Origin of the sequence: Pseudoneobacillus rhizosphaerae (assembly GCF_917563885.1) — a bacterium.
Classification (GTDB): domain Bacteria; phylum Bacillota; class Bacilli; order Bacillales; family Cytobacillaceae; genus Pseudoneobacillus; species Pseudoneobacillus rhizosphaerae.
This window is the reverse complement of sequence record NZ_CAKJTG010000014.1, coordinates 72,571-97,313: the sequence shown is the minus strand read 5'-3', so window position 1 is coordinate 97,313 and position 24,743 is coordinate 72,571. Positions and strand designations below refer to the sequence as shown.

The 24,743-nt window shown below is 36.7% G+C and carries 25 protein-coding genes, 1 pseudogene and 1 riboswitch; of the genes and pseudogenes, 16 read left to right on the top strand and 10 right to left on the bottom strand.

From position 1 onward, the window contains the following. Positions 1-234: 234 nt before the first annotated feature. The 5 genes from LRP83_RS13525 to LRP83_RS13505 all read left to right on the top strand — a co-directional run bounded on the left by LRP83_RS13525 (position 235) and on the right by LRP83_RS13505 (position 6,622). A complete protein-coding gene (locus tag LRP83_RS13525; protein ID WP_230497230.1) occupies positions 235-1,644 on the top strand; it encodes an isochorismate synthase in 1,410 nt (469 codons plus the stop codon). Continuing rightward, the gene (gene menD, locus LRP83_RS13520; protein ID WP_230497229.1) at positions 1,637-3,388 is read left to right on the top strand and encodes a 2-succinyl-5-enolpyruvyl-6-hydroxy-3-cyclohexene-1-carboxylic-acid synthase; all 1,752 of its coding nucleotides are present in this window, start codon (positions 1,637-1,639) and stop codon (positions 3,386-3,388) included. The genes LRP83_RS13525 and menD overlap by 8 nt, the downstream gene beginning before the upstream one ends. Beyond that, complete coding sequence (gene menH, locus LRP83_RS13515; RefSeq protein ID WP_230497228.1) at positions 3,388-4,200, top strand: 2-succinyl-6-hydroxy-2,4-cyclohexadiene-1-carboxylate synthase; 813 nt, start codon at positions 3,388-3,390, stop codon at positions 4,198-4,200. The genes menD and menH overlap by 1 nt, the downstream gene beginning before the upstream one ends. 18 nt (positions 4,201-4,218) lie before the next feature. After that, positions 4,219-5,037 (top strand): 1,4-dihydroxy-2-naphthoyl-CoA synthase, encoded by an 819-nt coding sequence (gene menB, locus LRP83_RS13510; RefSeq protein WP_230497227.1) that lies wholly within the window; start codon positions 4,219-4,221, stop codon positions 5,035-5,037. A gap of 100 nt (positions 5,038-5,137) precedes the next feature. Further along, positions 5,138-6,622, top strand: a complete 1,485-nt coding sequence (locus LRP83_RS13505; RefSeq protein WP_230497226.1) for an o-succinylbenzoate--CoA ligase — start codon at positions 5,138-5,140, stop codon at positions 6,620-6,622. Positions 6,623-6,658: 36 nt separating this feature from the next. On the opposite strand, the gene LRP83_RS13500 is transcribed toward LRP83_RS13505, so the two are convergent. After that, on the bottom strand, positions 6,659-7,624 hold the full coding sequence (locus tag LRP83_RS13500) for a metal ABC transporter solute-binding protein, Zn/Mn family (RefSeq protein WP_230497225.1): 966 nt from the start codon (positions 7,622-7,624) through the stop codon (positions 6,659-6,661). Between the two features lie 199 nt (positions 7,625-7,823). On the opposite strand from LRP83_RS13500, the gene LRP83_RS13495 reads away from it, so the two are divergent. Next, the gene (locus LRP83_RS13495) at positions 7,824-8,396 is read left to right on the top strand and encodes a beta-class carbonic anhydrase (protein ID WP_230497224.1); all 573 of its coding nucleotides are present in this window, start codon (positions 7,824-7,826) and stop codon (positions 8,394-8,396) included. Between the two features lie 34 nt (positions 8,397-8,430). Here the strand turns inward: LRP83_RS13495 and yidD are convergent, their stop codons facing one another. Further along, on the bottom strand, positions 8,431-8,676 hold the full coding sequence (gene yidD / locus LRP83_RS13490) for a membrane protein insertion efficiency factor YidD (RefSeq protein WP_230497223.1): 246 nt from the start codon (positions 8,674-8,676) through the stop codon (positions 8,431-8,433). Between the two features lie 156 nt (positions 8,677-8,832). Between yidD and LRP83_RS13485 the strand changes: the two genes are divergently transcribed. Next, positions 8,833-9,306, top strand: coding sequence for an S-ribosylhomocysteine lyase (locus LRP83_RS13485; protein ID WP_230497222.1), 474 nt, complete (start codon positions 8,833-8,835; stop codon positions 9,304-9,306). A gap of 195 nt (positions 9,307-9,501) precedes the next feature. Here LRP83_RS13485 and ytzI read toward each other — a convergent pair whose 3' ends face one another. Together ytzI and LRP83_RS13475 are read right to left on the bottom strand one after the other, a co-directional pair. Next, on the bottom strand, positions 9,502-9,678 hold the full coding sequence (ytzI, locus tag LRP83_RS13480; protein ID WP_230497221.1) for a YtzI protein: 177 nt from the start codon (positions 9,676-9,678) through the stop codon (positions 9,502-9,504). A 106-nt stretch (positions 9,679-9,784) separates the two neighbouring features. Next, the gene (locus LRP83_RS13475; protein WP_230497220.1) at positions 9,785-10,042 is read right to left on the bottom strand and encodes a DUF6154 family protein; all 258 of its coding nucleotides are present in this window, start codon (positions 10,040-10,042) and stop codon (positions 9,785-9,787) included. Between the two features lie 229 nt (positions 10,043-10,271). On the opposite strand from LRP83_RS13475, the gene LRP83_RS13470 reads away from it, so the two are divergent. The 3 genes and pseudogenes from LRP83_RS13470 to LRP83_RS23320 all read left to right on the top strand — a co-directional run bounded on the left by LRP83_RS13470 (position 10,272) and on the right by LRP83_RS23320 (position 11,182). Beyond that, positions 10,272-10,592: a hydrolase gene (locus LRP83_RS13470; protein WP_230497219.1), complete on the top strand. Its 321-nt coding sequence runs from the start codon at positions 10,272-10,274 to the stop codon at positions 10,590-10,592. Between the two features lie 191 nt (positions 10,593-10,783). Then, positions 10,784-10,909: pseudogene (locus tag LRP83_RS23325) on the top strand (NUDIX domain-containing protein); the annotation flags it as partial. A gap of 84 nt (positions 10,910-10,993) precedes the next feature. Then, the gene (locus LRP83_RS23320) at positions 10,994-11,182 is read left to right on the top strand and encodes a hypothetical protein (protein WP_354002345.1); all 189 of its coding nucleotides are present in this window, start codon (positions 10,994-10,996) and stop codon (positions 11,180-11,182) included. A gap of 9 nt (positions 11,183-11,191) precedes the next feature. On the opposite strand, the gene LRP83_RS13460 is transcribed toward LRP83_RS23320, so the two are convergent. Genes LRP83_RS13460 through LRP83_RS13450 form a run of 3 tightly spaced genes read right to left on the bottom strand, consistent with a single transcriptional unit; the run spans position 11,192 to position 13,790 of the window. Then, on the bottom strand, positions 11,192-11,998 hold the full coding sequence (locus LRP83_RS13460; RefSeq protein WP_230497218.1) for an ABC transporter permease: 807 nt from the start codon (positions 11,996-11,998) through the stop codon (positions 11,192-11,194). Then, complete coding sequence (locus tag LRP83_RS13455) at positions 11,982-12,755, bottom strand: ABC transporter ATP-binding protein (RefSeq protein ID WP_230497217.1); 774 nt, start codon at positions 12,753-12,755, stop codon at positions 11,982-11,984. The genes LRP83_RS13460 and LRP83_RS13455 overlap by 17 nt, the downstream gene beginning before the upstream one ends. Before the next feature lie 33 nt (positions 12,756-12,788). Continuing rightward, positions 12,789-13,790: an ABC transporter substrate-binding protein gene (locus LRP83_RS13450; protein ID WP_230497216.1), complete on the bottom strand. Its 1,002-nt coding sequence runs from the start codon at positions 13,788-13,790 to the stop codon at positions 12,789-12,791. Between the two features lie 120 nt (positions 13,791-13,910). On the opposite strand from LRP83_RS13450, the gene LRP83_RS13445 reads away from it, so the two are divergent. Together LRP83_RS13445 and LRP83_RS13440 are read left to right on the top strand one after the other, a co-directional pair. After that, positions 13,911-14,702: an alpha/beta hydrolase family protein gene (locus tag LRP83_RS13445; protein ID WP_230497215.1), complete on the top strand. Its 792-nt coding sequence runs from the start codon at positions 13,911-13,913 to the stop codon at positions 14,700-14,702. Between the two features lie 45 nt (positions 14,703-14,747). Further along, a complete protein-coding gene (locus LRP83_RS13440) occupies positions 14,748-14,990 on the top strand; it encodes a DUF2584 domain-containing protein (protein WP_230497214.1) in 243 nt (80 codons plus the stop codon). Positions 14,991-15,468: 478 nt separating this feature from the next. On the opposite strand, the gene LRP83_RS13435 is transcribed toward LRP83_RS13440, so the two are convergent. Further along, complete coding sequence (locus tag LRP83_RS13435; RefSeq protein WP_230497213.1) at positions 15,469-16,377, bottom strand: nuclease-related domain-containing protein; 909 nt, start codon at positions 16,375-16,377, stop codon at positions 15,469-15,471. A 145-nt stretch (positions 16,378-16,522) separates the two neighbouring features. Next, positions 16,523-18,106, bottom strand: a complete 1,584-nt coding sequence (gene pckA / locus LRP83_RS13430) for a phosphoenolpyruvate carboxykinase (ATP) (protein WP_230497212.1) — start codon at positions 18,104-18,106, stop codon at positions 16,523-16,525. A gap of 206 nt (positions 18,107-18,312) precedes the next feature. Next, positions 18,313-18,448: riboswitch (SAM riboswitch) on the top strand. Positions 18,449-18,649: 201 nt separating this feature from the next. Between pckA and metK the strand changes: the two genes are divergently transcribed. Together metK and asnB are read left to right on the top strand one after the other, a co-directional pair. Continuing rightward, positions 18,650-19,849, top strand: a complete 1,200-nt coding sequence (gene metK / locus LRP83_RS13425) for a methionine adenosyltransferase (RefSeq protein ID WP_230497211.1) — start codon at positions 18,650-18,652, stop codon at positions 19,847-19,849. Between the two features lie 180 nt (positions 19,850-20,029). After that, on the top strand, positions 20,030-21,922 hold the full coding sequence (asnB, locus tag LRP83_RS13420) for an asparagine synthase (glutamine-hydrolyzing) (protein WP_230497210.1): 1,893 nt from the start codon (positions 20,030-20,032) through the stop codon (positions 21,920-21,922). Between the two features lie 81 nt (positions 21,923-22,003). On the opposite strand, the gene LRP83_RS13415 is transcribed toward asnB, so the two are convergent. Then, positions 22,004-22,519: a gamma carbonic anhydrase gene (locus LRP83_RS13415; protein ID WP_230497209.1), complete on the bottom strand. Its 516-nt coding sequence runs from the start codon at positions 22,517-22,519 to the stop codon at positions 22,004-22,006. A gap of 297 nt (positions 22,520-22,816) precedes the next feature. On the opposite strand from LRP83_RS13415, the gene LRP83_RS13410 reads away from it, so the two are divergent. After that, the gene (locus tag LRP83_RS13410; protein WP_230497208.1) at positions 22,817-23,620 is read left to right on the top strand and encodes an alpha/beta hydrolase; all 804 of its coding nucleotides are present in this window, start codon (positions 22,817-22,819) and stop codon (positions 23,618-23,620) included. 15 nt (positions 23,621-23,635) lie between these two features. Beyond that, on the top strand, positions 23,636-24,739 hold the full coding sequence (locus LRP83_RS13405) for a tetraprenyl-beta-curcumene synthase family protein (RefSeq protein ID WP_290369552.1): 1,104 nt from the start codon (positions 23,636-23,638) through the stop codon (positions 24,737-24,739). Positions 24,740-24,743 lie beyond the last annotated feature (4 nt).

The window sequence follows — 24,743 nt, the reverse complement described above, 5'->3', positions numbered from 1 at the left end:
ATCATTTTGATAAACAATACAATCACTAGTTTAGAAAAAGTTCATTAAAGTGTCAATGCTTTATTATATGTAATACTGGAAGGGCATTCCAAGCCATACATAAACATATATATAAGGAAAAAACAAGGTATGATGTAATCACTAATATTGACATCTTATAAGAATGAGTAGTATCTTAAAGTAAACTTAACAGGTATGGATTGCAGTCTTTTCGACTGTGTTGGAGGGATTCAATTGGTTACCATCCAAGAAACAGAGCTAAAAGATGGAATTCGATCAGCTATTGATCGATCCAAAAATTTCAATAGACCGATTTTAGTAAGCGAAGTCCACAAAATTGATATTATTAATCCTCTTTCTTTTTTTTATGCAGGAAGAAAGTTATTTCGGGGGGAACGGTTTTATTGGAAAGACCCATCCGATAAGACGATAATTATTGGACTTGGAAAAATGATGCAAATTCAGTCGGATCAGTCAACTGACCGCTTTTTTCATGTTGAGAGAGAGTGGGAGCAATTCCTTGAAGATGCGATTATTCCAGATAATCATAACATTCATGGAGTAGGTCCAACTATTTTTGGCGGCTTCTCATTTGACCCATTAAAGCCAAGAACGAAGCTGTGGTCTAAATTCTCCCATTCCTTATTCCACCTTCCAAAATATATGTTATCCATAATGGAGGGGCAAGCTTATTTAACAACAAATATTGTCTGTACGAAAAATGATGATGAATCCTTGGCTGATAAAATTATGAATGAACGAACTGAGCTATTAACTCAAGTCGTGAAGCCAACGTTTGAAAAATGGAATTTACCATTTAAAATAGAAGAAATAAATCCAGAACCTTGGAAACATTCGGTTGAAAAATTAGTAAAAGACCTTCAAGAAGGTTCTTTAAAGAAAGTCGTATTAGCACGCGAGCTACGACTTATTTTCAATCAATCAATTAAAGTAGAACAAGTGCTTCATCATTTGCTTAATGAGCAGAAGGAAAGCTTTGTTTTCGCTTTTGAATCAAACGGGGATTGCTTTATTGGTGCTTCACCTGAAAGATTAGTAAAAAAAGACGGTGAAAAGTTGTTTTCGACCTGTCTTGCAGGGTCAATTGCCAGAGGAGCATCTAAGGAAGAGGATCAACATCTTGGAGCACAACTCCTTACAGATCAAAAGAATTTAAATGAACATCAGTTTGTTGTCGACATGATAAAATCTGAAATGGATGCATTTTGTAGTGAAATCAATATTCCTAAAGAACCAAAGCTTATGAAAATGCGGTATATTCAGCATCTATATACCCCTGTTTCGGGAATAAGTAAAGCGGATACATCATTGTTAAAAGTGGTGGAACATTTACATCCCACTCCTGCTTTAGGTGGAATGCCTAAAAACGAAGCTATTGAAAAAATAAGAGAAGTTGAAGAGCTAGATCGCGGGTTTTACGCTGCTCCTATAGGCTGGTTAGATAAATTTGGAAGTGGTGAATTCGCTGTTGCGATTCGCTCAGGTCTAATACAAGGAAATGAAGCCTCATTATTTGCGGGATGTGGCATTGTCGAAAACTCAGATGCTGAAAGTGAGTTTTTAGAAACAAGAATAAAATTCCGACCGATGTTAAACGCTCTTGGAGGAAACATAAATGAATAATCAAGAAGCATTAACAGCTTATACTGCCGCTTTTGTTAATGAACTTGTGTTGACAGGTGTTTGTGATGTAGTCGTTAGCCCAGGTTCACGTTCCACTCCGATGGCAATGATGATGGCAGAACATCCAAATATGAAAGTTCATATCCTAGTTGATGAGCGCTCTGCCGGATTCTTTGCATTAGGAATGGCTAAGTCGATAAAAAGACCGGTTGCGCTTCTTTGCACCTCAGGTACAGCAGGAGCCAATTATTATCCTGCTGTCATCGAGGCAAGTTACTCACGAATACCACTAATCGTCTTAACTGCAGATCGACCTCATGAACTGAGGGAGGTAGGTGCACCACAAGCGATAGACCAGCTGCATTTATATGGTCATCATGTGAAGGCTTTTTATGAAATGCCTATACCGGAAAAAGAAAAATCAGTCATTAGACATGCCCGAATGACATGTGCACGTGCAGTAAGTACTGCATGTACTCATCCTTTAGGACCAGTGCATTTGAATTTTCCATTCCGTGAGCCGCTCATTCCTCAACTAGACAATGAGGACTTATTCAAGAATGAAGAACGAAACGAAAAATATGTTCAAATTGAAACAGGTAACTGGACATTAAACCATTCACAATTCGAAGCCTTGGCAACTAAATTAGTTGAAAATCGTAACGGAATTATCATTTGTGGCCTTATGGATGAAGAAGGTTTTGAAGAAGGGATAATAGATTTAGCAGCTAAGTTGAATTTTCCGATTCTCGCAGACCCACTTTCCCAATTAAGAAGTGGGGAGCACGATGGTCAGTTAATTGTCGATTGTTATGATAATTTTCTACGAAATGAATATGCAAGGAATTACTTGAAACCTGAGATTGTCCTACGTTTTGGTGCTATGCCAGTTTCAAAAGCTCTATCTAACTTCCTAAAAGAGAACCATAATGCTATCCATATCGTTGTGGATGGTGGTAGCGGCTGGCGTGATCCATCCGCTTTAGCAACTGAAATGGTTTTCTGTGATGAACGATTATTTTGCGAATCTGTGTCAAATCTTGTTCCTGATGAACTTGTAAATAGTAACTGCTCAAAATGGACCGCTATTAACGAAATAGCAAAAGAGCGTATGTTAGCAGTGAAAGATCTTAAAGATATGGATGAAGGAAAACTTTTTTCCCTATTAGCTGATATTATCCCTTCAAATTCCACACTTTTTGTTGGAAATAGCATGCCTATCCGGGACCTAGACTCATTTTTCTATTTTAATAACAAATCAATAAAAGTAATGGCCAATCGAGGGGCAAATGGGATTGACGGAATCGTTTCCTCCGCTTTAGGAGCTGCAGTTTATTCGAAACCCTTGTATTTAATTCTCGGTGATTTAACTTTTTATCATGATTTAAATGGACTACTAGCCTCAAAAATATTAAATATCGATATTACCATTATCATTATTAACAATAATGGTGGAGGAATTTTTTCCTTCTTACCTCAAGTAAACCATCCTAAGAATTTTGAATTGCTGTTTGGAACTCCGTTAGATATCGATTTTCAGCATGTTGTGAAAATGTATGGTGGTACATATGCAAAAACCGAAAATTGGGACGAGTTTCATTCTTATTGGTCACACATCAAAAGGGAAAAAGGGTTAAAGGTAATTGAGGTTCCGACAAATCGAGAAAAAAATGTTATAGAACATCGGAATTTGTGGAATTCTGTTTCCCGGGAAATCGAAAATTATATTGCAGGTCAAGAGTAATGAAGATAGAGGTAGATGAAGTTACTTACCATATAGAGGTTTGTGGAGAAGGTTTTCCGCTTATTATGTTGCATGGTTTTACTGGAAGTGGAGCAAGCTGGAAGCCATTTTGTTCTATTTTAGGAGAAAAGTCAAAGTTAATTATGACTGATCTTCCAGGGCATGGAACGACCAAAACGGATTCGCTTGATGGGGCTAAATACTATTTTATACCCGTAGTTGATCAAATTATTGAGATAATCGATAAGCTTGGATTTGATAAAGTTGATATTCTAGGTTATTCAATGGGTGGTAGACTGGCCATAGCATTATCCATTCTGTACCCTAATCGAGTACGTAAATTAATATTAGAAAGTGCGTCACCAGGATTAAATACAGAACAGGAACAAAAAGATAGACTTGTATCTGATGCTAAAATCTGTGCTTTAATAACTGAACAAGGATTAGAAAATTTTGTTGATTTTTGGGAGAATATTCCTTTATTTGAATCTCAAAAAACTTTATCACCAGAAAAAAGAGCAAGCCTAAGAAAACAACGTTTATCGAATGACCCTACATCGTTAGCAAATGCTTTATGGGGCATGTCAACAGGAATGCAACCTTCATGTTGGGAAGCTCTAGATAGAATAACGGCAGACGTCCTTATGCTTGTCGGTGAGCTTGACCATAAATTTTGCCAAATAGCAGAAGAAATGCAAAAACTTATGAAAAATGGGCAAATTTATAAAGTAGAACAATGTGGACATGCAATTCATGTGGAACAACCAGAAAAATTTGGTACAATAGTAAGTGAGTTTTTGCTTAATACATAATTTGAGGAGGAATCCGTTATGGCAGTAGAATGGATTGCCGGACACCAGTACGAAGATATCATATATGAAACATATCATGGTATCGCTAAAATTACGATTAATCGACCACATGTACACAATGCCTTCCGTCCGAAAACAGTGATGGAATTAATTGATGCATTTGCTTATGCACGTGATGATGAAAGTGTTGGAGTAATTGTCCTTACTGGGGCAGGAGAAAAAGCATTTTGCTCAGGTGGAGATCAATCCGTTAGAGGACATGGAGGATATGTAGGTGAGGATAAAATCCCTCGTTTAAATGTTCTAGATCTTCAACGCTTAATTCGTGTTATTCCTAAGCCAGTAATAGCAATGGTAAAAGGCTATGCAATTGGTGGAGGCCATGTTCTTCATGTGGTTTGTGATTTAACCATCGCTGCAGATAATGCTGTATTTGGACAAACAGGCCCTAATGTTGGTAGCTTTGATGCTGGTTATGGTTCTGGCTATTTAGCTAGAATTATTGGACATAAAAAGGCAAGAGAAATTTGGTTCTTATGTCGTCAATATAATGCACAAGAGGCACTTGATATGGGACTAGTTAACACTGTTGTTCCACTTGACCAGGTCGAGGATGAGACGCTTAAATGGTGTGGAGAAATTCTTGAAAAGAGTCCAACTGCTCTTCGTTTCTTAAAAGCAGCGATGAATGCTGATACAGACGGCTTAGCTGGTTTACAGCAATTAGCTGGAGATGCAACACTTTTATATTACACAACTGATGAAGCTAAAGAAGGTAGAGATGCCTTTAAGGAAAAACGCAAGCCTGATTTTGGACAATTCCCACGTTTCCCTTGATTTTCACTCGTTAGCTAAATCATTTTTGGTCAGTATTGAAACAGCTTGATGGTAACCCATCAGGCTGTTTTCTTATCGTTTTTTAGGAGGATTAGAATAGATGACGGCCATGGAGACAATTCCAAATTTACTTGCACAAAGAGCTTATCTTACTCCCAATCGAGTTGCCTTTATTTTTGAAGATCAAGAAGTGACCTTTTTAGAACTTTATGAACAAGCGCAAATAGTTGCCGAACAGTTAACAACACTAGGGGTAAAGAAAGAGGATCATGTTGGAGTACTATTAAGAAATCATATTGATATGGTTTTTATCCTTTTTGGTATCCAATTACTTGGAAGTATCGCTGTCTTCTTAAATAATCGGCTTACAACCTCTGAAATTGAATGGCAAATAAAAGATTCAAATACAATCTTACTAGTGACAGAGGAGAAATATGAGCCAATATTTTCAGGGTTAACAGGTCCAATAATGCTTAAACATGAGCTATTTAAACAAAAACGAACTGCTATCATCGTACCGGAAGAGATTAGTCTAAATAGCATCTGTTCCATCATGTATACTTCTGGAACAACAGGAACCCCAAAAGGCGTTCTTCAAACGTATGGTAACCATTGGTGGAGCGCAACGGGTGCAGCACTTAATTTAGGGATTTATGATACTGATAGATGGATATGTGCAGTGCCTCTATTTCACATTAGCGGTTTTTCTATTCTTATGAGGTCAATCATATACGGGATGACAGTCATTTTGCACGAGGGTTTTGATGAAGAAAAGGTACTAAAAGAAATTATTCATAATCGTGCTTCCATCATTTCAGTCGTTAGCACCATGTTAATAAGATTATTAGATAAAATGAATGCACCTTTACCTAGTACATTCCGCTGTGCGCTTGCTGGAGGTGGGCCATTATCTAAACACTTACTTGAGGAGTGCGTCAAAAAAAATGTGCCTGTTTACCAAACCTATGGAATGACTGAAACGGCTTCACAAGTAGTCACTTTATCGCCTGAAGATAGTTTAGCAAAGCTAGGTTCTGCTGGAAAACCATTATTTCCAGTGCAACTTAAAATAAAAAACGGCCAAGATACAGAAGCTAAACCTCTAGAGTCTGGCGAAATCTTTATTAAAGGTCCAAATGTCACAATCGGTTATTTAAATCGCCCATCTGTAACAAATGAAAAAATTCAAAGCGGCTGGCTCTCAACAGGGGATATCGGTTATTTAGATAAGGATGGTTTTTTATTTGTTCAAGACCGAAGGAGTGATTTAATCATTTCAGGTGGTGAAAATATTTATCCTGCTGAAATAGAAGGAATCTTACAGTCTCATGAACAGGTGTTAGAAGCGGGAGTTATCGGTATTGAAGATCTTGAATGGGGACAAGTTCCAGTAGCTATAGTAGTGAAAAAAGCGGGAACTTCTTTAACTAGGGAACAATTAATAGACTTTAGTCTAGGTAAATTAGCAAAATATAAGGTACCAAAAAAGATTGTATTTATAGATGAGCTTCCAAGAAATGCAGCCAAAAAGTTAGTCCGCCATAAGCTAAAGAGTTGGTGGAAAGAAACACAGACTTTAGGATGACTATATAAAAAATAAACACCCTAATCGTGAGGGTGTTTATTTTTTCTCATTTAATGCAATCTTAAGGGATTCGATATTTTTGTTCATCAAACTAAAATACGTTTCTTTATCCTGAACATTTTTTTCTGTTAATGTCGCTAAATTGTGTAAGGATAATGCCTTTGCTCCTAATTCACCTTGAATAATTTCTCCAAGCTTTGAACTCACATTTTGTTCAAACAAGATGTATTTAAGATCTTTTTCTTTCGCAAGCTTTACAATTTTTTCTAAGTCCTTTTGAGAAGGTTCAGATGCGGAAGATATACCAGATATACTTAATTGCTTTAATCCGTATCGTTTTTCCCAATAACCAAAGGCTGCATGAGAAACGATTACTTCTTTATGGTTAGCACCTTCTATTGTTGATTGAAAAGCTGTATGAAGTGTTTCAAGCTCACTAACAAGCTGTTGTAAGTTATTCTCAAGCAATTCTTTTTCAGCCGGTAATTTTGTAACTAATTCATCTTTAATAGCAATGGCAAGTTCTTTTGCATAAATGGGATCTAGCCAAACATGAGGATCGATGTCGCCATGTTCATGGTGATGCCCCTCCTCATCATGTTCTTCTTCAGATTCATGAGAGCTTTCTGGAAGGATTAGTTTATCACCAACTGAAATAAAGTCTACATCTTCATTTTTAAGTGTTGTTTTTGTTTTTTCAACAAATCCTTCTAATCCTAATCCGATATAGAAAAACATTTCCGCATCTGCTATATTCATCATATCCCTTTGTGAAGGTTCAAATGTATGTTCATCTGCCCCAGGCGGATAAATGGATTCTACTGACACTAAATTACCAGCAATTCTTTCCGTGAAATATTGAAGGGGATAAACGGTAGTATAAACAGTAATCGTACCATCTTCGTTAGTAGATTCCTTAGTAGATTCCTTTTTTTCTGAACATCCTACAAGAATAGAGCCTAATAATAAGAATAAAATAGGGAGTATAAATGCTTTTTTCAAAGGTGAAAACCTCCTTTATGTTAAATCGTATTTATTCCGATTTATGTAACAAAAAAATATTATTTAAATTTGTACATTACTGTATTTTTTAATAAAATAAGAGTAATACGGAATCATTCCGATTTCCTCTAGTATCATACATAAATTTATTTAACTTGGCAAGAGGAAAATATTCCATTTTGTATAAAGGAGAAAAAGTATGCAAACACAAACTTTATTGAGTGAAATATTAGCTTACAATGAATCGTTCGTTAAAGAGAAAAAGTATGAGGAATTCGAGACAACAAAGTTTCCAAATAAAAGAATGGTCATTCTTACTTGTATGGATACTCGTTTACTAGAACTTTTACCAAAAGCGATAAATGTTTCGAACGGTGATGTAAAAACAATTAAAAATGCAGGAGCTCTAATCATGCACCCATTTGGGAGTATTATGCGCAGTATATTAGTGGCCGTATACGAATTACAAGCACAAGAGGTGTTAATTATTGGTCACTATGATTGTGGGATGAGTGGGATGAAGGCTGATTCAATCATCGAAAAAATGAAACATAAAGGGATTTCAGAAGAAACATTGCAGACACTTTCTTATTCAGGTATAAATGTTTCTGATTGGTTACATGGATTTACATCTGTAAATGAAAGTGTTGAGCATAGTGTTGATGTTGTTAAGAAACATCCTTTAATGCCAAAAGATATCCCTGTTCATGGCTTAGTCATTGATCCAAAAACAGGGAAGTTAGATTTAGTTGTAAATGGGTATGAAAAATAGCGCATAAAATAAGAAAGCGCCTAGTAAATCTATACTAAGGCGCTTTCTTAAGTTTTCCTGGTAATTCTTCAGGTACAGGGTCTATCCCACCTGGATGTAATGGATGACATTTACCGATTCTTTTTATTGTTAACCAACCACCCTTAATGGGACCAAACCGCTTAATTGCCTCTAATCCGTAATGAGAGCAGGTCGGATAAAAGCGGCAAGTAGGTGGTTTTAACGGTGAAACGACGGTTTGATAAAAACGAATGATAGCAATAAAGACTTTTTGCAGCATTGAATTCACCATCCTATTTAAAACACAATACCATAATTATGATTCCTCGTCTAAAAAAGAATAGAAAAAAGAAAATCTTTGTAAGTTGATGAATTTACTCGGGATTTAATGTATAATAGATTTGTAGTATTTTTAGTTCATAGAGGAGTGAAATTGATGCCTTCAGTAGAAAGCTTTGAATTAGATCATAATGCTGTTAAAGCGCCTTATGTTAGACATTGTGGAGTTCATAATGTAGGTAGCGATGGTGTGGTAAATAAATTTGATATACGTTTTTGTCAACCAAATAAACAAGCAATGAAGCCAGATGTCATTCATACGTTAGAGCATTTATTAGCTTTTACACTTCGAACTCATTCTGAGAAGTATGACCATTTTGATATTATTGATATTTCACCTATGGGTTGTCAAACAGGCTATTATTTAGTAGTGAGTGGCAATCCATCTGTCGAAGAAATCATTGATTTATTACATGATACGATGACAGATGCTATCGAAACGGTTGAAATTCCAGCTGCAAACGAAACGCAATGTGGTCAAGCAAAATTACATGACCTTGATGGCGCTAAGCGTTTAATGCGTTTTTGGTTAGATCAAAGTAAAGAAGATTTAAAGCAAGTTTTTGCATAAGGCTCTTTTCGTAAACTTTGATTGTATTATTTCTAAAATAACAATAAAAATAATGGAATAGCACATAAATATTTAAAACAATGACGAAAAGATGCCCCGAAGCCTTAATAAATACGGGTTTAAACTTAGTTCGAAAAGCAACAATCTTTGCGAAAACAGCCTTGCATAAAAGAAAAGGACTCACTTTTAAGACATCTAGTCTTGTGAGTCCTTTTTGTTTCTATCAGTTTCTTTAACTGAAGTAGTTTCTTCAGGTGCTTCTGGATCAATCGTATGATTATACGTATAGGCCCTTGAAGTAGTGACAACCGCAAGTAATAAAACGACTAACACGATAATGACGGAAATAATCATAATAGTTGTGAACATCATTTTCCCCCCTCTTATTTCATTTTAACATAAATAGTAACAATTTTGGTTCAAAAAAAGCCTCCCCTAATTAGAGTAGGGAAGGCTATTTTGTATATGTAATGAAGTCTTAATGAATGTTTCTTTGAGGGTAAATTGGTGCTCGTCTCTGCCCATATTCCTGTTGGGCAAATTTCCCCTTTAAACTTTCAATCAGATAAACGCCCATTAAATTATATAACTCTTGTTTATCCATTTCTTTAATAATATGCAATAAATCTTCATACTCCATTTCTTCTAAAAAGGCGAAAGCCAACATATCAATATCTTCTTCGTCACCTGTAAGTTTATCTCGATAAAGCTCAAATAGTTCATCAACTAGTTTCATTTTTCACCCTCCTTAATTAAAATCCTCTTATATATGGAATACCCTTAAAAATGAAAATTATTCCTTTTGTACTTTGAGAGAAATTCCTTTGCATAATTTAAACTTGCATAAATTATATACTAATGTGGGAAACGAATAATAGTATTTAATTAAAATTTGTAGCAGAAAAGTCTCGACTTAAAATGTCGAAAAATGACTGTACCACTTATAAAAATAAATAAAAAGGAAGATGCCGATAATGGGTAAAAAAAAGACATACTATGTTGCAGTTGGAACAGGTGAGATTTCCCAAAGTGCAACAAGCTCCTCGTGGAACTATAAAATTGAAGCGAACGACGATGAAATTATTAAACTTCGAGAGTATTTTGACCAAAATTATTCAACTGAGTGGCAAAACTTTTTCCGAGCCCACATTCCTTTTGTTGAATACCATCATGACCGTGAGAACGATGCTTACGATCGCACAATGAAAGAAGTATATTCCATGATTCATGAATTAGGAGATGAAGAGGCTAGGAGTCATATTGAAAGTATGGGGATTCTGAACTAACACCTGAACCTATGGGTTATTCACTCATAGGTTTTTCATTCTTTTTCCATGAAAGCACGGTTCGGTATATAATTAAGTAAAATGATACAAGGGGACAAAGGAATGAGAGAGTTTTTGGATGTAAATGGACATAAGGTGCAATTAATTTTTGAGCCAAGCACTTTTTCAGAGAAAGTGGACCATGTTTTGTTATTTGTAATTATGGAGAAAACTGGCTCTTAACAAACCATAAAACAAGAGGCTGGGAATTTCCAGGTGGAAAGGCCGAAAAGGGAGAATCCCTTGAAGATGCAGCACATCGTGAGGTATGGGAAGAAACCGGTGCGTCCATAGAAAAACTTACTCCTATAGGTTCCTATAAGGTTACAGATTCTTCCGGTTTCTTTATTAAAAAGGTATTTTTGGGTATAATAAATGGATTGGAAAAAAAGGCGAATTACCTCGAAACGGATGGTCCAGTGTTGATTAAGAAGGAAGAATTGTTAAAAGAAAGATTTGACTGCCAGTATAGTTTTATTATGCAAGATCAGATGATAGAACTTTTTCTAGGAAATATTATTGAAAAAGATAAAGGGTGCTTATCATTCTGAAAACACCCTTTACTTGTCTTTTATCAATTTTCGTTCAACAAAATCAACAAATTGATACATAATCGTAGCGAATACCGCAATAACCAATAAGGACAGTAGAACTAATGTAAAGTTAAATACTTGAAAGCCATAAATAATCATATATCCTAAGCCTTTTGAGGCGACAAGAAATTCTCCGACAATGACCCCAACCCATGAAAGACCAACGTTTACTTTTAAAGTTGAGATAATTGTAGGAAAGGACGCAGGGAGAACAGCTTCCTTAAAGCTTTGGGCACGTGTGGCACCAAAGGTTTGAAGCACCTTTAAATAATTTGGGTCCACTTCTTTAAAAGCCGTATAGACAACAATGGTGGTAATAATGATTGAAATAATGGCCCCCATTGCAATGATAGAAGAAAAGCCTGGGCCTAACGCCACAATGAGAATAGGACCTAAAGCTACCTTAGGCATGGAGTTTAAGATAACTAAATAAGGATCTAACACTCTAGATACAAATGGTGACCACCAGAGTATCGCAGCTAATAACGTTCCTAAAAAGGTACCAAGGATAAAACCAAATACCGTTTCGGTTAAGGTAATTCCAATATTGGCAATCAGTGTACCATCTTGGATTTTGTCTATTAAGAGACCCCATATTTTAGTTGGTGAACTGAACAAAAGGGGATCAATCCAATTTCTTTGGCTAGCTATTTCCCATGTTGAAAAAAAGAGAAGAAAGATTAATAACTGGTAAAATCGTACCCACTTTTTTTCCCTTTTTAACGAATCAATATATTTCTGATGGAGAAGCTGAGTGTTATTCTCTGAATTCAAGTGACTCCAGCTCCTTCCAAATGGATTGAAAGACTTTCGTGTATTGCTCATGACCCCGTGCTTGAAACGGTGTTAAATTCCTTAACTCCTCTGGAATTATAAATGTTTTATGAACTCGACCTGGATTAGCAGCAAATAAATAAATCTTATCACTCATGGCAATAGCCTCACCAATATCGTGGGTAACGAGTATTGCTGTTTTTCCAAATGCTTTAAGGGTAGTAGAAACTAAATCTTCTAGCTTTAGTTTCGTTTGATAATCTAATGCAGAAAATGGTTCATCTAACATAAGAATTTTAGGTTCGGTCGCTAACGTTCGAACTAAAGCTACACGCTGTCTCATCCCTCCAGATAGCTGTTTTGGAGAGAGCTTTTCGACAGGTCCGAGGCCCATTTTTTGTAAAAGTTCAAGAGTGTATTTACGTGTATCGTCATTTAAACGATTTGATAATTTAAGTCCTAAAAATATATTTTCTTCTATTGTTTTCCAAGGAAAAAGATAATCCTGCTGCAGCATATAGCCAATTTTGTGACTAGATTGCTTCACCGGTTTTTTCTCAAGAAAGATAGTACCAGATGTAGGTGCTATTAACCCAGCAATGATGGAGAGAAGAGTAGTTTTTCCACAGCCACTAGGGCCAAGGAAAGAGATAAATTCTCCTTCCTCAATTTGAATCGAAACATCGGAGAGGGCCGTATTAGCCGATGTTTTGGTGAAATACGTGTGATGAATGTTTGTTATTTCTAAAAAACTCATAGTCCGGCCTCCCTTGAAAAAATTTTTTCGTTATTATTTCATAACACCTTCTGCGATTTTTGTATTAACAAGCGTTGAGTGGTCGATTTGAGATGGTAGTTCGCCAGCTTCATCCATGATATTTTGTAGATTATTCCATTCTTCTTCATCAAGAATTGGATCTGTTGCAAAAGAACCTTGACTCTTATAACGTTCTACCACAGTAGCAATTAATTCTACATCTGTATCAGGAAACTGTGGCTTAATTGCTTTTGCAATATCTTGAGCGGAATTTTCTTCAACCCATTGTTGAGCTTTATAGATTGCTTTAGTAAACTTTTCAACCATCTCACTGTTGTCTTTCATCGTGCTTTGTTTTGTCATAAAAGTAGTATATGGGACATGCCCAGACTCCTTACCGAATGATGCAACGATATACCCTTTACCTTCTTGTTCAAAAACACTTGCAGTTGGTTCAAATAATTGAACATAATCACCGGTTCCTGAGGAAAAAGCTGGAGCAATATTAGCAAAATCCACATTTTGAATTAACTCTAAATCTTGGTGTGGATCAATGCCGTGTTTTTTCAAAACGAATTCACCAACCATTTGGGGCATTCCGCCTTTACGTTGACCGAGGAAGGTGCTACCCTTTAGTTGGTCCCAAGAAAAATTATCCACTTTCTCACGTGAGACAAGGAAAGTGCCATCAGTTTGTGTGAGCTGAGCAAAATTGATCGCAGGGTCATTCGCTTCTTGGGCATAGACATAGATGGAGGTTTCCGAGCCAACTAGTGCAATATCGACGCCACCTGAAATTAAGGCTGTCATCGTTTTATCTCCACCTGGTACAGTGGTTACTTCAACATCAAGACCTTCATCTTCAAAAAATCCTTTTTCGAGGGCAACGTATTGTGGGGTATAAAAGATCGAATGTGTTACTTCCGCTACTTTAACCTTTAGTACTTTGTCCTTACTACTACAAGCTGCCATTGAGAACATTAAAATTAAAATGAAAAATACTGAAAAACTGCCTTTGAGCCATCTCTTCTTCATCCTGGTGCCTCCCTTTACATTAAAAATTGGGCGATTTTTTAATCTAAGTTATCGTATGAGTAATCAAAAAATGTGTGAATGCCTAGATATAAATTTTACAAAAGGATGTGTTTGAACTTCATGGTTAATCAACAGGAGGGAAGAATAGTTCATATACAAAGATTTCCTTCCCCAAATCCCAATGTCGAGCTTTCAATAATTACTTATCTTTCAGAAGGATTAAAGGTGAAAGGTTTATTAGCGGAACCAATAACAGGTGAGGTACTGGACGGGTTTCTTTATTTACGTGGGGGAATTAAGAATGTAGGGAAGGTACGTCCATCTAGAATTGCTCAATTTGCCGCAGAAGGCTTTATCGTCTTTGCTCCATTTTATCGAGGAAATCAAGGAGGAGAAGGGAACGAAGATTTTGGAGGTGATGACAGAGCCGATGCATTTGCTGCCTATTTACTTTTAATTTCACATCCTAGGGTAAAAAAAGTACATATATTTGGTTTCTCTCGTGGAGGAGTAATGGCATTGTTAACAGCTATTCAGTTTCCAGATGCTGCCTCCCTAGTAACCTGGGGCGGAGTTTCTGACATGTTCTTAACCTATGAAGAGCGGCTAGATATGAGAAAAATGATGAAACGCGTAATTGGTGGTACCCCAACTAAATATCCGGAAAGATATGAATGGCGTACACCATTAGGGCAAATTGAAAAATTGTTTTCACCAGTTCTCATCATTCATGGAGTTAAAGATACGAATGTTTCAGTAGAACATGCCTATGCTTTGGAGACATCATTAAAGGCTCATAATAAGCTTGTAGAAAGTTGGTATTTTGAAGAAGTGAATCATTACTTTCCTCCAGCTATCAACCGAAAAGTCGTGTCAGATTTATGTAAATGGATGAAAAGACAAATTGATTAATGATATTATAGTGGTAAGTAAACACAAGATTAAGGAGCGATGAAAATGGGGATGCCATTAGAATTAAATACACTCGTTGTAACGAAGGGACGCGAGGTACGAATTGAAGATAATTGGTTCGAGTTAACAAAAGACGATTATCGTTTATATCCAATTGATATTCCATTAGACGTCCGTAAAACATTAGAAAGCGATTCAAGCGGGACCTGTGTCATCAAAAAAGTCGAGTGGGAAAATAAACAAACCAAAATTACATATCAGCTTGTTTCTTTGAATTCTACTAATTAAGCGGGTGCCTTGTGGGTGCTCGTTTTTTTAGTTTAGTTCTTGGAGCCCGGTAACTAGGAAATAGAGGTGTAGCGGTCGCTGAGAAGGGTTCTAGGAGCTCGGAAACCAATAGAAAGAGGTGTAGCGGTCGCCAAGAAAGGATCTTGGAGCCCGTGCACCCAAAAAAGGATGTGTACCAGTCGCTAAGAAAGGATCTTGGAGCCCGTGCACCCAAAAAAGGATGTGTACCGGTCGCCAAGAAAGGATCTTGGAGCCCGGGAACTCCAAAAAGGGTGTGTACCGGTCGCCAAGAAAGGATCTTGGAGCCCAGGAACCCAAAAAAAGGTGTGTACCGGTCGCCAAGAAAGGATCTTGGAGCCCGTGCACCCAAAAAAAGGTGTGTACCAGTCGCCAAGAAAGGATCTTGGAGCCTACAAACCCAAAAAAAGAGTTGTTTTGGTCACCAAGAAAGGTTCATGGTGACCAAAAACAACAGAATTTACTTAATATAGTAAGAATGCATTCCATGGCTCATCTGTCTAAAATTTTTCATTAGCACCCTCCGTATCGTTTTCTTAGAACCAATAACCCCACACCATTCCTGAACAACATTGGTTGTAATTTTTTGATCCTTAAATAGAATCGTAATTTCTTCCACGATGCGTAAGATCGCAGCTTCTACATCTTCATGGCAGTAACATTTATTACACACTATCTTATTTCCCAGTAACTCCACATCAAAGGAGTGGCAGCTATAACAAAAAGTTCCTTTTTTTAGTTGATCATAATTATAAAACGGTATCCTCGAGTAAGGGTTGTCTTTTAGATGCAAGGACATCAACTTTTCTGCAATTTTTAATTGTTCCCTTTCCAAAAAAGGTGGCTCCTCATTTAATCTTTTGAAAAAGCGATTGAGCTGTGTTGGATATATGATTGGTAAGTTCATAGAGGCTTGATACAAATGAAAGTCTGGATTGACAAAGATGAGATAAGGTTTAATGGATGCGGAAATTCCTAGCTCTTGGAGTAGTTGTCTTAATAAAGATTCGTTTTTATCTAATTGATCTAAAGGATTTTTTATTTCTTTTCCCGCTAATGTATACCACCGTTCATTTTCGATATAAAAATCTCCTTCGAAATTTTTTACCTCGATAAGATAAATTGACCTTTCAGAAAATAACAATGAATCAATTTGAAATATAGTATTGTTAATTTCAAGCAGTAAATCATTTAGTATAATCCAACCATTCGAGAGGCTTTCAAGCCAAACATCAAACTTTTGCTCTCCAATATATCCCTTCACTAAGTTAAAATATCGATTTACTTCCTTCGAAGACAACCTCATTCTTAAATATAAATATCGCATTATTCTTAATTCTAACGGTTCTGACCGATGTTTTAAAAACATTCCTCCACTCCACCTCCACCAAAGATACTTATCTAAAAATAATTTTATCTGTAAAAAAGAATGTAGTGTTAAATAAACATTGTCAGATTAATGACAAAACAAAAAAGACCACTCTGAAACGTAAAGAGTGGTCTTTCATTTAAAATTAAGCAGTCGGTCCGCCTTTTTCTTCGATATCAACAGGAACATTTGTGAATTTCTTGAAATTCTCACGGAATTTTGTCGCGAGTTCTTTTGCTTTTAATTCATAAGCAGCCTGATCTGCCCAAGTTTTATTTGGTTGAAGCACTTCATCAGGAACTCCCGCAACATGTAGAGGAATCTCTAAGCCGAAAATCGGATCGGTCACTGATTCCACATTCATTAATTCACCTTCTAAGGCGGCTTGCACCATTGCACGTGTATAGGCTAATTTCATACGGCTACCAACGCCATATTCGCCACCTGTCCAGCCTGTGTTCACAAGGAAAACTTGAGAATTGTGCTCATCAATCTTTTTACCTAGCATTTCCGCATAAACTGTTGCTGGAAGTGGAAGGAATGGAGAACCGAAGCATGTTGAGAAAGTCGCTTCTGGTGATGTAATACCACGCTCTGTTCCTGCCAGTTTAGATGTGAATCCGCTTAAGAAGTGATACATCGCTTGTTCCTTTGTTAATTTAGAGATTGGAGGTAACACTCCAAACGCGTCAGCTGTTAAAAAGACAACTGTGTTCGGATGACCAGCAACACTTGGGTCAACAATATTTGATATTGATTGTAAAGGATACGCTGCACGTGTATTTTCAGTCAGAGAGTTGTCGTCATAGTCAGCTACTCTTGATTCATGGTTTAACACGACATTCTCAAGAACTGCTCCAAAAGAAATGGCATCGTAAATTTGTGGTTCCTTTTCACGAGTAAGATTAATACATTTCGCGTAGCAACCGCCCTCGATATTAAAGACACCGTTTGGTGACCAGCCATGTTCATCATCACCAATTAAGCGACGGTTTGCATCAGCTGAAAGCGTCGTTTTACCAGTTCCAGATAAACCGAAGAATAACGCAACGTCACCTTCACGGCCGACGTTAGCTGAACAGTGCATAGAGAAGATATTCTGCTCTGGAAGCAAATAGTTCATAATAGAGAAAATAGATTTTTTCATTTCACCAGCATATTCAGTACCACCAATTAGAACAACACGCTTTTCAAAAGAAATGATGATAAAGGTTTCTGATTTCGTTCCATCCACAGCAGGGTTTGCTTTGAAATTCGGTGCAGAAATCACTGTAAATTGCGATTGGTGATCCAGTAATTCTTCATCATTAGGGCGAATAAATAATTGATGGGCAAACAGATTATGCCAAGCGAATTCATTAATAACTTGAATCGGTAGGCGATATTTTTTATCCGCACCAGCAAAGCCTTTAAAAACAAATACTTCTTCTTGAACTTTTAAGTATTCTAACACCTTGGTATATAAATTGGAGAAGATTTCCTCTGATATAGGCTGATTTGAAACCCAATCAATTTTGCTTTTCACTGAATCTTCTTCTACAATATATTTATCTTTAGGCGATCGTCCTGTATACTTACCAGTAGTCGCTCGAACAGCACCAGTGGATGTAAGTGAGCCTTCTTCTCTTGTAAGAACCTTCTCCACTAATTGTGGAACTGATAATTGAACTTGAACATTTTCACCTTTTAATAATGCATTTAATTCATTAGGTATACTTGTAGAATTCATTAATAATTACCTTCCTTTACTGATTTGTAAATAATTTACGAATAAATTCTTAATTAGTAGATAATTCTCGATAATTAGTATAACACATTTGCTTAATTAGTCTATACTATTCAGAAAGATTAGATAAAGTTTTTAAGAAAAAAATTTCAAAAAAACATTGACAGTGTTCAATAATTTAAGGTAATATTCTACTTTGAACGGATACTCTCTTATCCCGAGCTGGTGGAGGGACAGGCCCTATGAAACCCAGCAACCTGCCAATTATTATAATAGATCAAACTTGGTCTGTTCATTGGAAAAGGTGCTAAACCTGCGCAAGGTATAGACCTTGAACGATAAGAGTGAAAGGCGCGGATTAAACAACCAACAACCTTTGCTCAAGAATTCTTGGGAAGGTTTTTTTATTTGTTTGGAAAGTTGCCTTTTAATTAATCACAGCCGAGTTTCAGTTTGAATATCATTTCATAAAAACTCGTTGTTTTATTCATACTATTAGGGAATGAGTACCGTATCATTAAAGGTTCATATATAGGAGGAATTCGGATGTCAACAAAACGTCGCTTGTTTACTTCTGAATCAGTAACTGAAGGTCATCCAGATAAAATTTGTGACCAAATTTCTGATTCAATTTTAGATGCTATTTTAGCAAAAGATGCTAATGCTCGTGTCGCTGCAGAAACATCTGTTACGACAGGTTTAGTATTAGTTGCTGGAGAAATCACTACTTCTACATACGTCGATATTCCAAAAATCGTTCGTCAAACGATTAAAGATATCGGTTATGATCGTGCAAAGTATGGCTTTGACTCTGAAACTTGTGCTGTTTTAACCGCTATCCAAGAGCAATCTGCTGATATCGCAATGGGTGTTGACCAAGCATTAGAAGCACGTGAAGGCTTAATGTCTGAAGAAGAGCTTGATGCAATTGGTGCAGGAGACCAAGGATTAATGTTTGGTTTTGCATGTAATGAAACAAAAGAGCTAATGCCTCTTCCGATTTCATTAGCACATAATTTAGCACGTCGTTTAACTTATGTACGTAAAGAAGATATCCTTCCTTACTTGCGTCCAGACGGTAAAACTCAAGTAACAGTTGAATATGATGAAAACGATAAGCCAGTTCGTATCGACACCATTGTTATCTCAACTCAACACCATCCAGAAATTACTTTAGAGCAAATTCAACGTAATCTTAAAGAACATGTTATCAATCCAGTAGTTCCAACAGAACTTATCGATGAAAACACTAAATACTTCATTAACCCAACTGGTCGTTTCGTTATCGGTGGACCACAAGGGGATGCAGGGCTTACTGGCCGTAAAATTATCGTTGATACGTATGGCGGCTACGCACGTCACGGCGGAGGTGCATTCTCTGGTAAGGATCCTACAAAAGTTGACCGTTCAGCTGCTTATGCTGCACGTTACGTAGCTAAAAACATCGTTGCAGCTGGTTTAGCTGATAGAGTTGAAGTTCAACTTGCTTATGCAATTGGGGTAGCACATCCAGTATCCATCTCAGTTGATACGTTCGGAACATCTTCTGTTTCTGAAGACGTTTTAGTAGATTTGGTACGTGCAAACTTCGACCTTCGTCCAGCTGGAATTATTAAAATGTTAGACCTACGTCGTCCTATCTACAAGCAAACTGCTGCTTACGGACATTTTGGCCGTACAGATGTTGATCTTCCTTGGGAAAGAACAGACAAAGCAGAAACACTTAAAGCGCAAGCTGGTAAATAATAAAAACGAGAGTTACATTTTTTGTAACTCTCGTTTTTATTTTGTCGTCAATAATATTACAAATGAGTTAAATCATTAAAAACAGGGAATAAATGTGATAGTATAAAAAGTGTTGTTTTTTTTATAATACTATCAAGATTATACTAGACAAAGTGAGAAACGGAGTAGGTGACATACATAATGTGTGGATTTATAGGTTGCATACACGATCAGGCACAAGAGTATCGTGATGTTGATAAAGAATTGTTTAAGAATATGAATGATGTTATTACCCATCGTGGACCAGATGATGATGGTTATTTTTATGATGATTTTATTCAATTTGGTTTTCGCCGCTTAAGTATTATTGATATTGAAAGTGGACATCAGCCATTAACATATGAGAATGAACGCTATTGGATCATATTTAATGGTGAAATTTATAATTATTTGGAGCTAAGACAAGAGTTGCTTGACGCAGGTCTTACGTTTGCTACTCATTCCGATACCGAGGTAATTATCGCCTTGTATAGCCACTATAAAGAAAAGGCCGTTGAAAAGCTTCGTGGAATGTTTGCTTTTTTAATATACGATAAAGAGGAACAATCCTTATACGGAGCTCGTGACCCTTTTGGTATCAAGCCATTATTTTATTATTATGATGGTCAGCGTACGTATTTTGGCTCTGAAAAGAAGAGTATTTTGTTAGCTTTGGAAAAACAAGAGCTAAATAGGGTGGCCTTACAGCATTATTTGACGTATCAATTCGTTCCAGAGCCATATTCGATGACAGAAGGCATTCAAAAGCTTGAGCCGGGTCATTATTTCACCAAAAAAGTGAATGCTCAAATGGAAATTAAGCAATACTGGCGCGCTTCCTTCCATCCTGTTCAAAAATCAGAATCTGATTTCATAACTGAAATTAAAGATGTTCTTTTTGATAGTGTAAAAATGCATATGCGTTCAGACGTTCCTGTTGGCTCGTTTTTATCAGGTGGAATTGATTCTTCAATTATCGCATCGATTGCGAAGGAGTTTCATCCTGGTATTAAGACGTTTTCTGTTGGTTTCGAGCACAATGGATTTAGTGAAATTGATGTGGCGAAGGAAACAGCAGAAAAGTTGGGTGTTGAAAATATTAGTTATGTGATTACACCAGAGGAATATATGAATGAGATTCCAAAAATAATGTGGCATATGGATGATCCGCTTGCAGACCCTGCTTGTGTGCCGCTTTATTTTGTTGCTCGAGAAGCGAGAAAGCATGTGACAGTTGTACTTTCTGGTGAAGGGGCAGACGAATTATTCGGAGGCTATAATATTTATCGTGAACCTCAATCATTAGAGGTATTTAATAAAATTCCTCGTGTAGGTAAAGCCTTGCTGAAAGGGATTGCCAATTGCTTACCTGAAGGTACTAAGGGGAAAAGCTTTATTGAGCGTGGTGTAACTCCGATGGAGCAACGTTATATCGGAAATGCGAAAATGTTTACCGAAGAAGAAAAGCGTTATATTTTAAAGGGTTATAATGAAAATCTTGATTACACTGACATTACTAAGTCTTTATATGAAGAAAGTAAAGGCTATGACCCGGTAGATCGGATGCAGTTCATCGATATTCATACATGGATGCGTGGAGACATTCTTTTAAAAGCGGACAAAATGACGATGGCTCATTCTTTAGAGCTTCGTGTGCCATTCTTAGACAAGGCTGTGTTTGACATTGCATCTAAAATCCCAACAAGTCTTAAGACTGCAAATGGGACAACGAAGTACATTTTAAGAAAAGCGGCTGAGGGGATTGTCCCTGCTCATGTTTTAAATCGAAAAAAACTAGGCTTCCCTGTACCTATTCGTCATTGGCTGAAAGCTGAAATGAACGATTGGGCGAAAAAAATAATCCGCGAAAGCAACACGGATCATTTAATCAATAAAGCCTATTTACTAAAACTACTAGAAGACCATTGTCAAAATAAAGCGGATAATAGTCGTAAAATCTGGACAGTCTTGATGTTTATGGTTTGGCATCAAATATATGTAGAAAAAGTGTATGATTTTGAGTCAGCTACGATGGGAACATTGCAACCAATGTAATCTAATATAAAAATGGCACCCAAGTATATACTATGGGTGCTTTTTAAATGAGTTTTCAAACGTTTATAATATAAGATAGGTTCATCCTTGCTGAAGTGATTTATAGTATTGAGCCTTTTCAGCATATTCCCTTGAAATACGTTGCATATCAATGATATCTTCATCTGTTAGTTGGCGTATTACTTTTGCAGGTCGTCCAAAGGCAAGTGAGTTTGGTGGAATTTTTTTACCTTGAGGCACAAGACTCCCAGCACCAATGAATGCACCTTCACCAATCTCAGCTCCATCGAGAATAATGGAACCCATTCCGATCAAGGCTCGAGTACGAATAATGGCACTATGTAGAATAACTTGATGTCCAACAGACACCTCATCCTCAATAATAAGCGGATTGTTAGGACTTTGATGCAACACACAATTATCTTGAATATTTACTTTGTTGCCAATAATCGTAGGAGCTACATCTCCACGAATAGACGTATTGAACCAAATACCTGATTCTTCTCCGATTGTGACATCTCCAGTAATGGTAACATAATCGGCAATAAAGGCTGATGGGGCTATTTTTGGGTATTTTCCATTGTAAGGGTAGATCATAGTAAGCTCTCCTTAAATTTATTGTCATCCATTATTGTATCGAAAATGATATAGATAAATAAAGATGTTTTCGCATATAATGTTACCTTTCGAAATAATGTTAGCTACGATTGAAATTTTACTTCGGGGCATCTTTTCGTAACCACTCATGCAATGAAACGGTTTAGGGGTATCAGTGTGGCTCTTTGATAATATGTCTCCTAACAAAATAATTTACGAAAAGAGCCATTAATAAAGGATTAATTTAATCCTAGGATAAGCAGCATCAAGAATAAACTGTATAAAGGGGGAAGAGTTATGTGGAAATGGGAAACAGAGGGAGAGGCTAAAGCTGTTATTGTTATCGTTCACGGTGCTTCAGAGCATCATGGCAGGTATGGCTGGTTAATTGAAATGTGGCGCTCATCAGGGTATCATGTCATTATGGGAGACCTTCCAGGACAAGGTTTGACGACAAGATCAAATAGAGGGCATATTGACTCATTTAGTCAATATATTAATGAAGTAAAAGATTGGATTCAAGCAGCGTATCAATTTGAATTGCCTGTGTTTCTCATTGGACATAGTATGGGTGGGCTTATTACGATACGTTTACTTCAAGAAGAGCGACTTAATCTTGCTGGAGTCATATTATCCTCACCATGTGTTGGATTAACTCATACACCTTCAAAGTTTCTAGATATTCTGTCTCATGGTATAAATATCATTTTTCCTAGCTTAAGAATGGATTCTGGCTTATCAGTTGAAATGGCAACAAGGAATTTAGCAGTTAGAGAAATTGACTTAAATGATACATTATATGTGACAAAGATGTCCGTTCGTTGGTATCGCGAACTAGTTGCTGCCATGAAAATAGCATTTGGTCAAATTTCAAAAATCCAAGACGTTCCGATGCTAGTAATGCAAGCTGGTGATGATAAAATAGTGAATAAACAGTCGGTAAAAGAATGGTTTAATCTTGCTCCTTTAACAGAAAAACGATTTAAAGAATGGCCAGATTGTTATCATGAAATTTTTAATGAACCTGAAAGAGAAACAGTATTCGAGTATTCTAAAGATTTCATAGACGGACAATTAAGAGCACTAGGCTATTTTGTGTAGAAAGGGTTTGACAAATTGAAGATTCCGACTTCCCCTGTTAGCTTAATGTGGCAGGTTTATGTGAGAATTTTGCCTGCAGTTCATGAAGAGTTGGCATATTGGAAAAAACGAGCCAGTGAAATTCCGAATGTAGAATTAAGAAAACAGGCACTAGCTAGTATCAATCATAAAACGTTCCATTGTGAAGGTGGATCCATACTCGCACTTTTAGCCAAACATGATTATAAAAAGTCGATTCGATTTATAGTAGCTTATCAAACGATAAGCGATTATTTAGATAATCTTTGCGATCGCAGTACTTCACTTGACCCAGAGGATTTTTCGGCACTTCATGAATCAATGCGTGATGCACTTTCTCCTATTAATAATCGAGGAAACTATTACCGTAAACGTAATGATCAAGATGACGGGGGCTACTTGTCTGATTTAGTAACCACTTGCCAAACCGTACTAGGTCAGATTCCTGCCTACAAAGAGATACAATCAGATCTACAAATTTTGTGTAACTACTATAGCAATCTTCAAGTTCATAAGCATGTAGTCGTTCATGAAAGGGTAGATAGGTTGCAAAATTGGTTTAATCAATATGAATCTAGTCTCCCATCCATGAAATGGTATGAGTTTTCTGCCTGTTCAGGTTCGACCCTAGGGATTTTTTGCTTAGTTTCTTATTGCATGAGGGATGATTTTAAAAAGGAAGATGCAATTAAGCTTTATAATGGCTATTTTCCCTATATTCAAGGTTTACATATCCTTTTAGATTATTTTATTGATCAAGAAGAGGACAGGCTTGGTGGCGATTTGAATTTTTGCTTTTATTACGAAAGTCACGAAGAGTTATTCCAGCGATTAACCCATTTTTTATCAGAAGCAGATCGATATACTGAAGGTCTACCAAATCGAAAATTTCATCAATTAATAAACCGAGGGCTAATTGGAATTTATTTATCAGATGAAAAAGTAAAGCAGCAACCGCAAGTGAAAAAATTAGCGCGAGAACTTATCAAAAAGGGTGGACCAATTAGTTCGTTTTTCTATTGGAATGGACGAGCTTATCGCCGGTTTCAAAAAAGAATTAATAAAACAACACCATCCATCGTTCAAAATAAAGAAGCCTGACAAC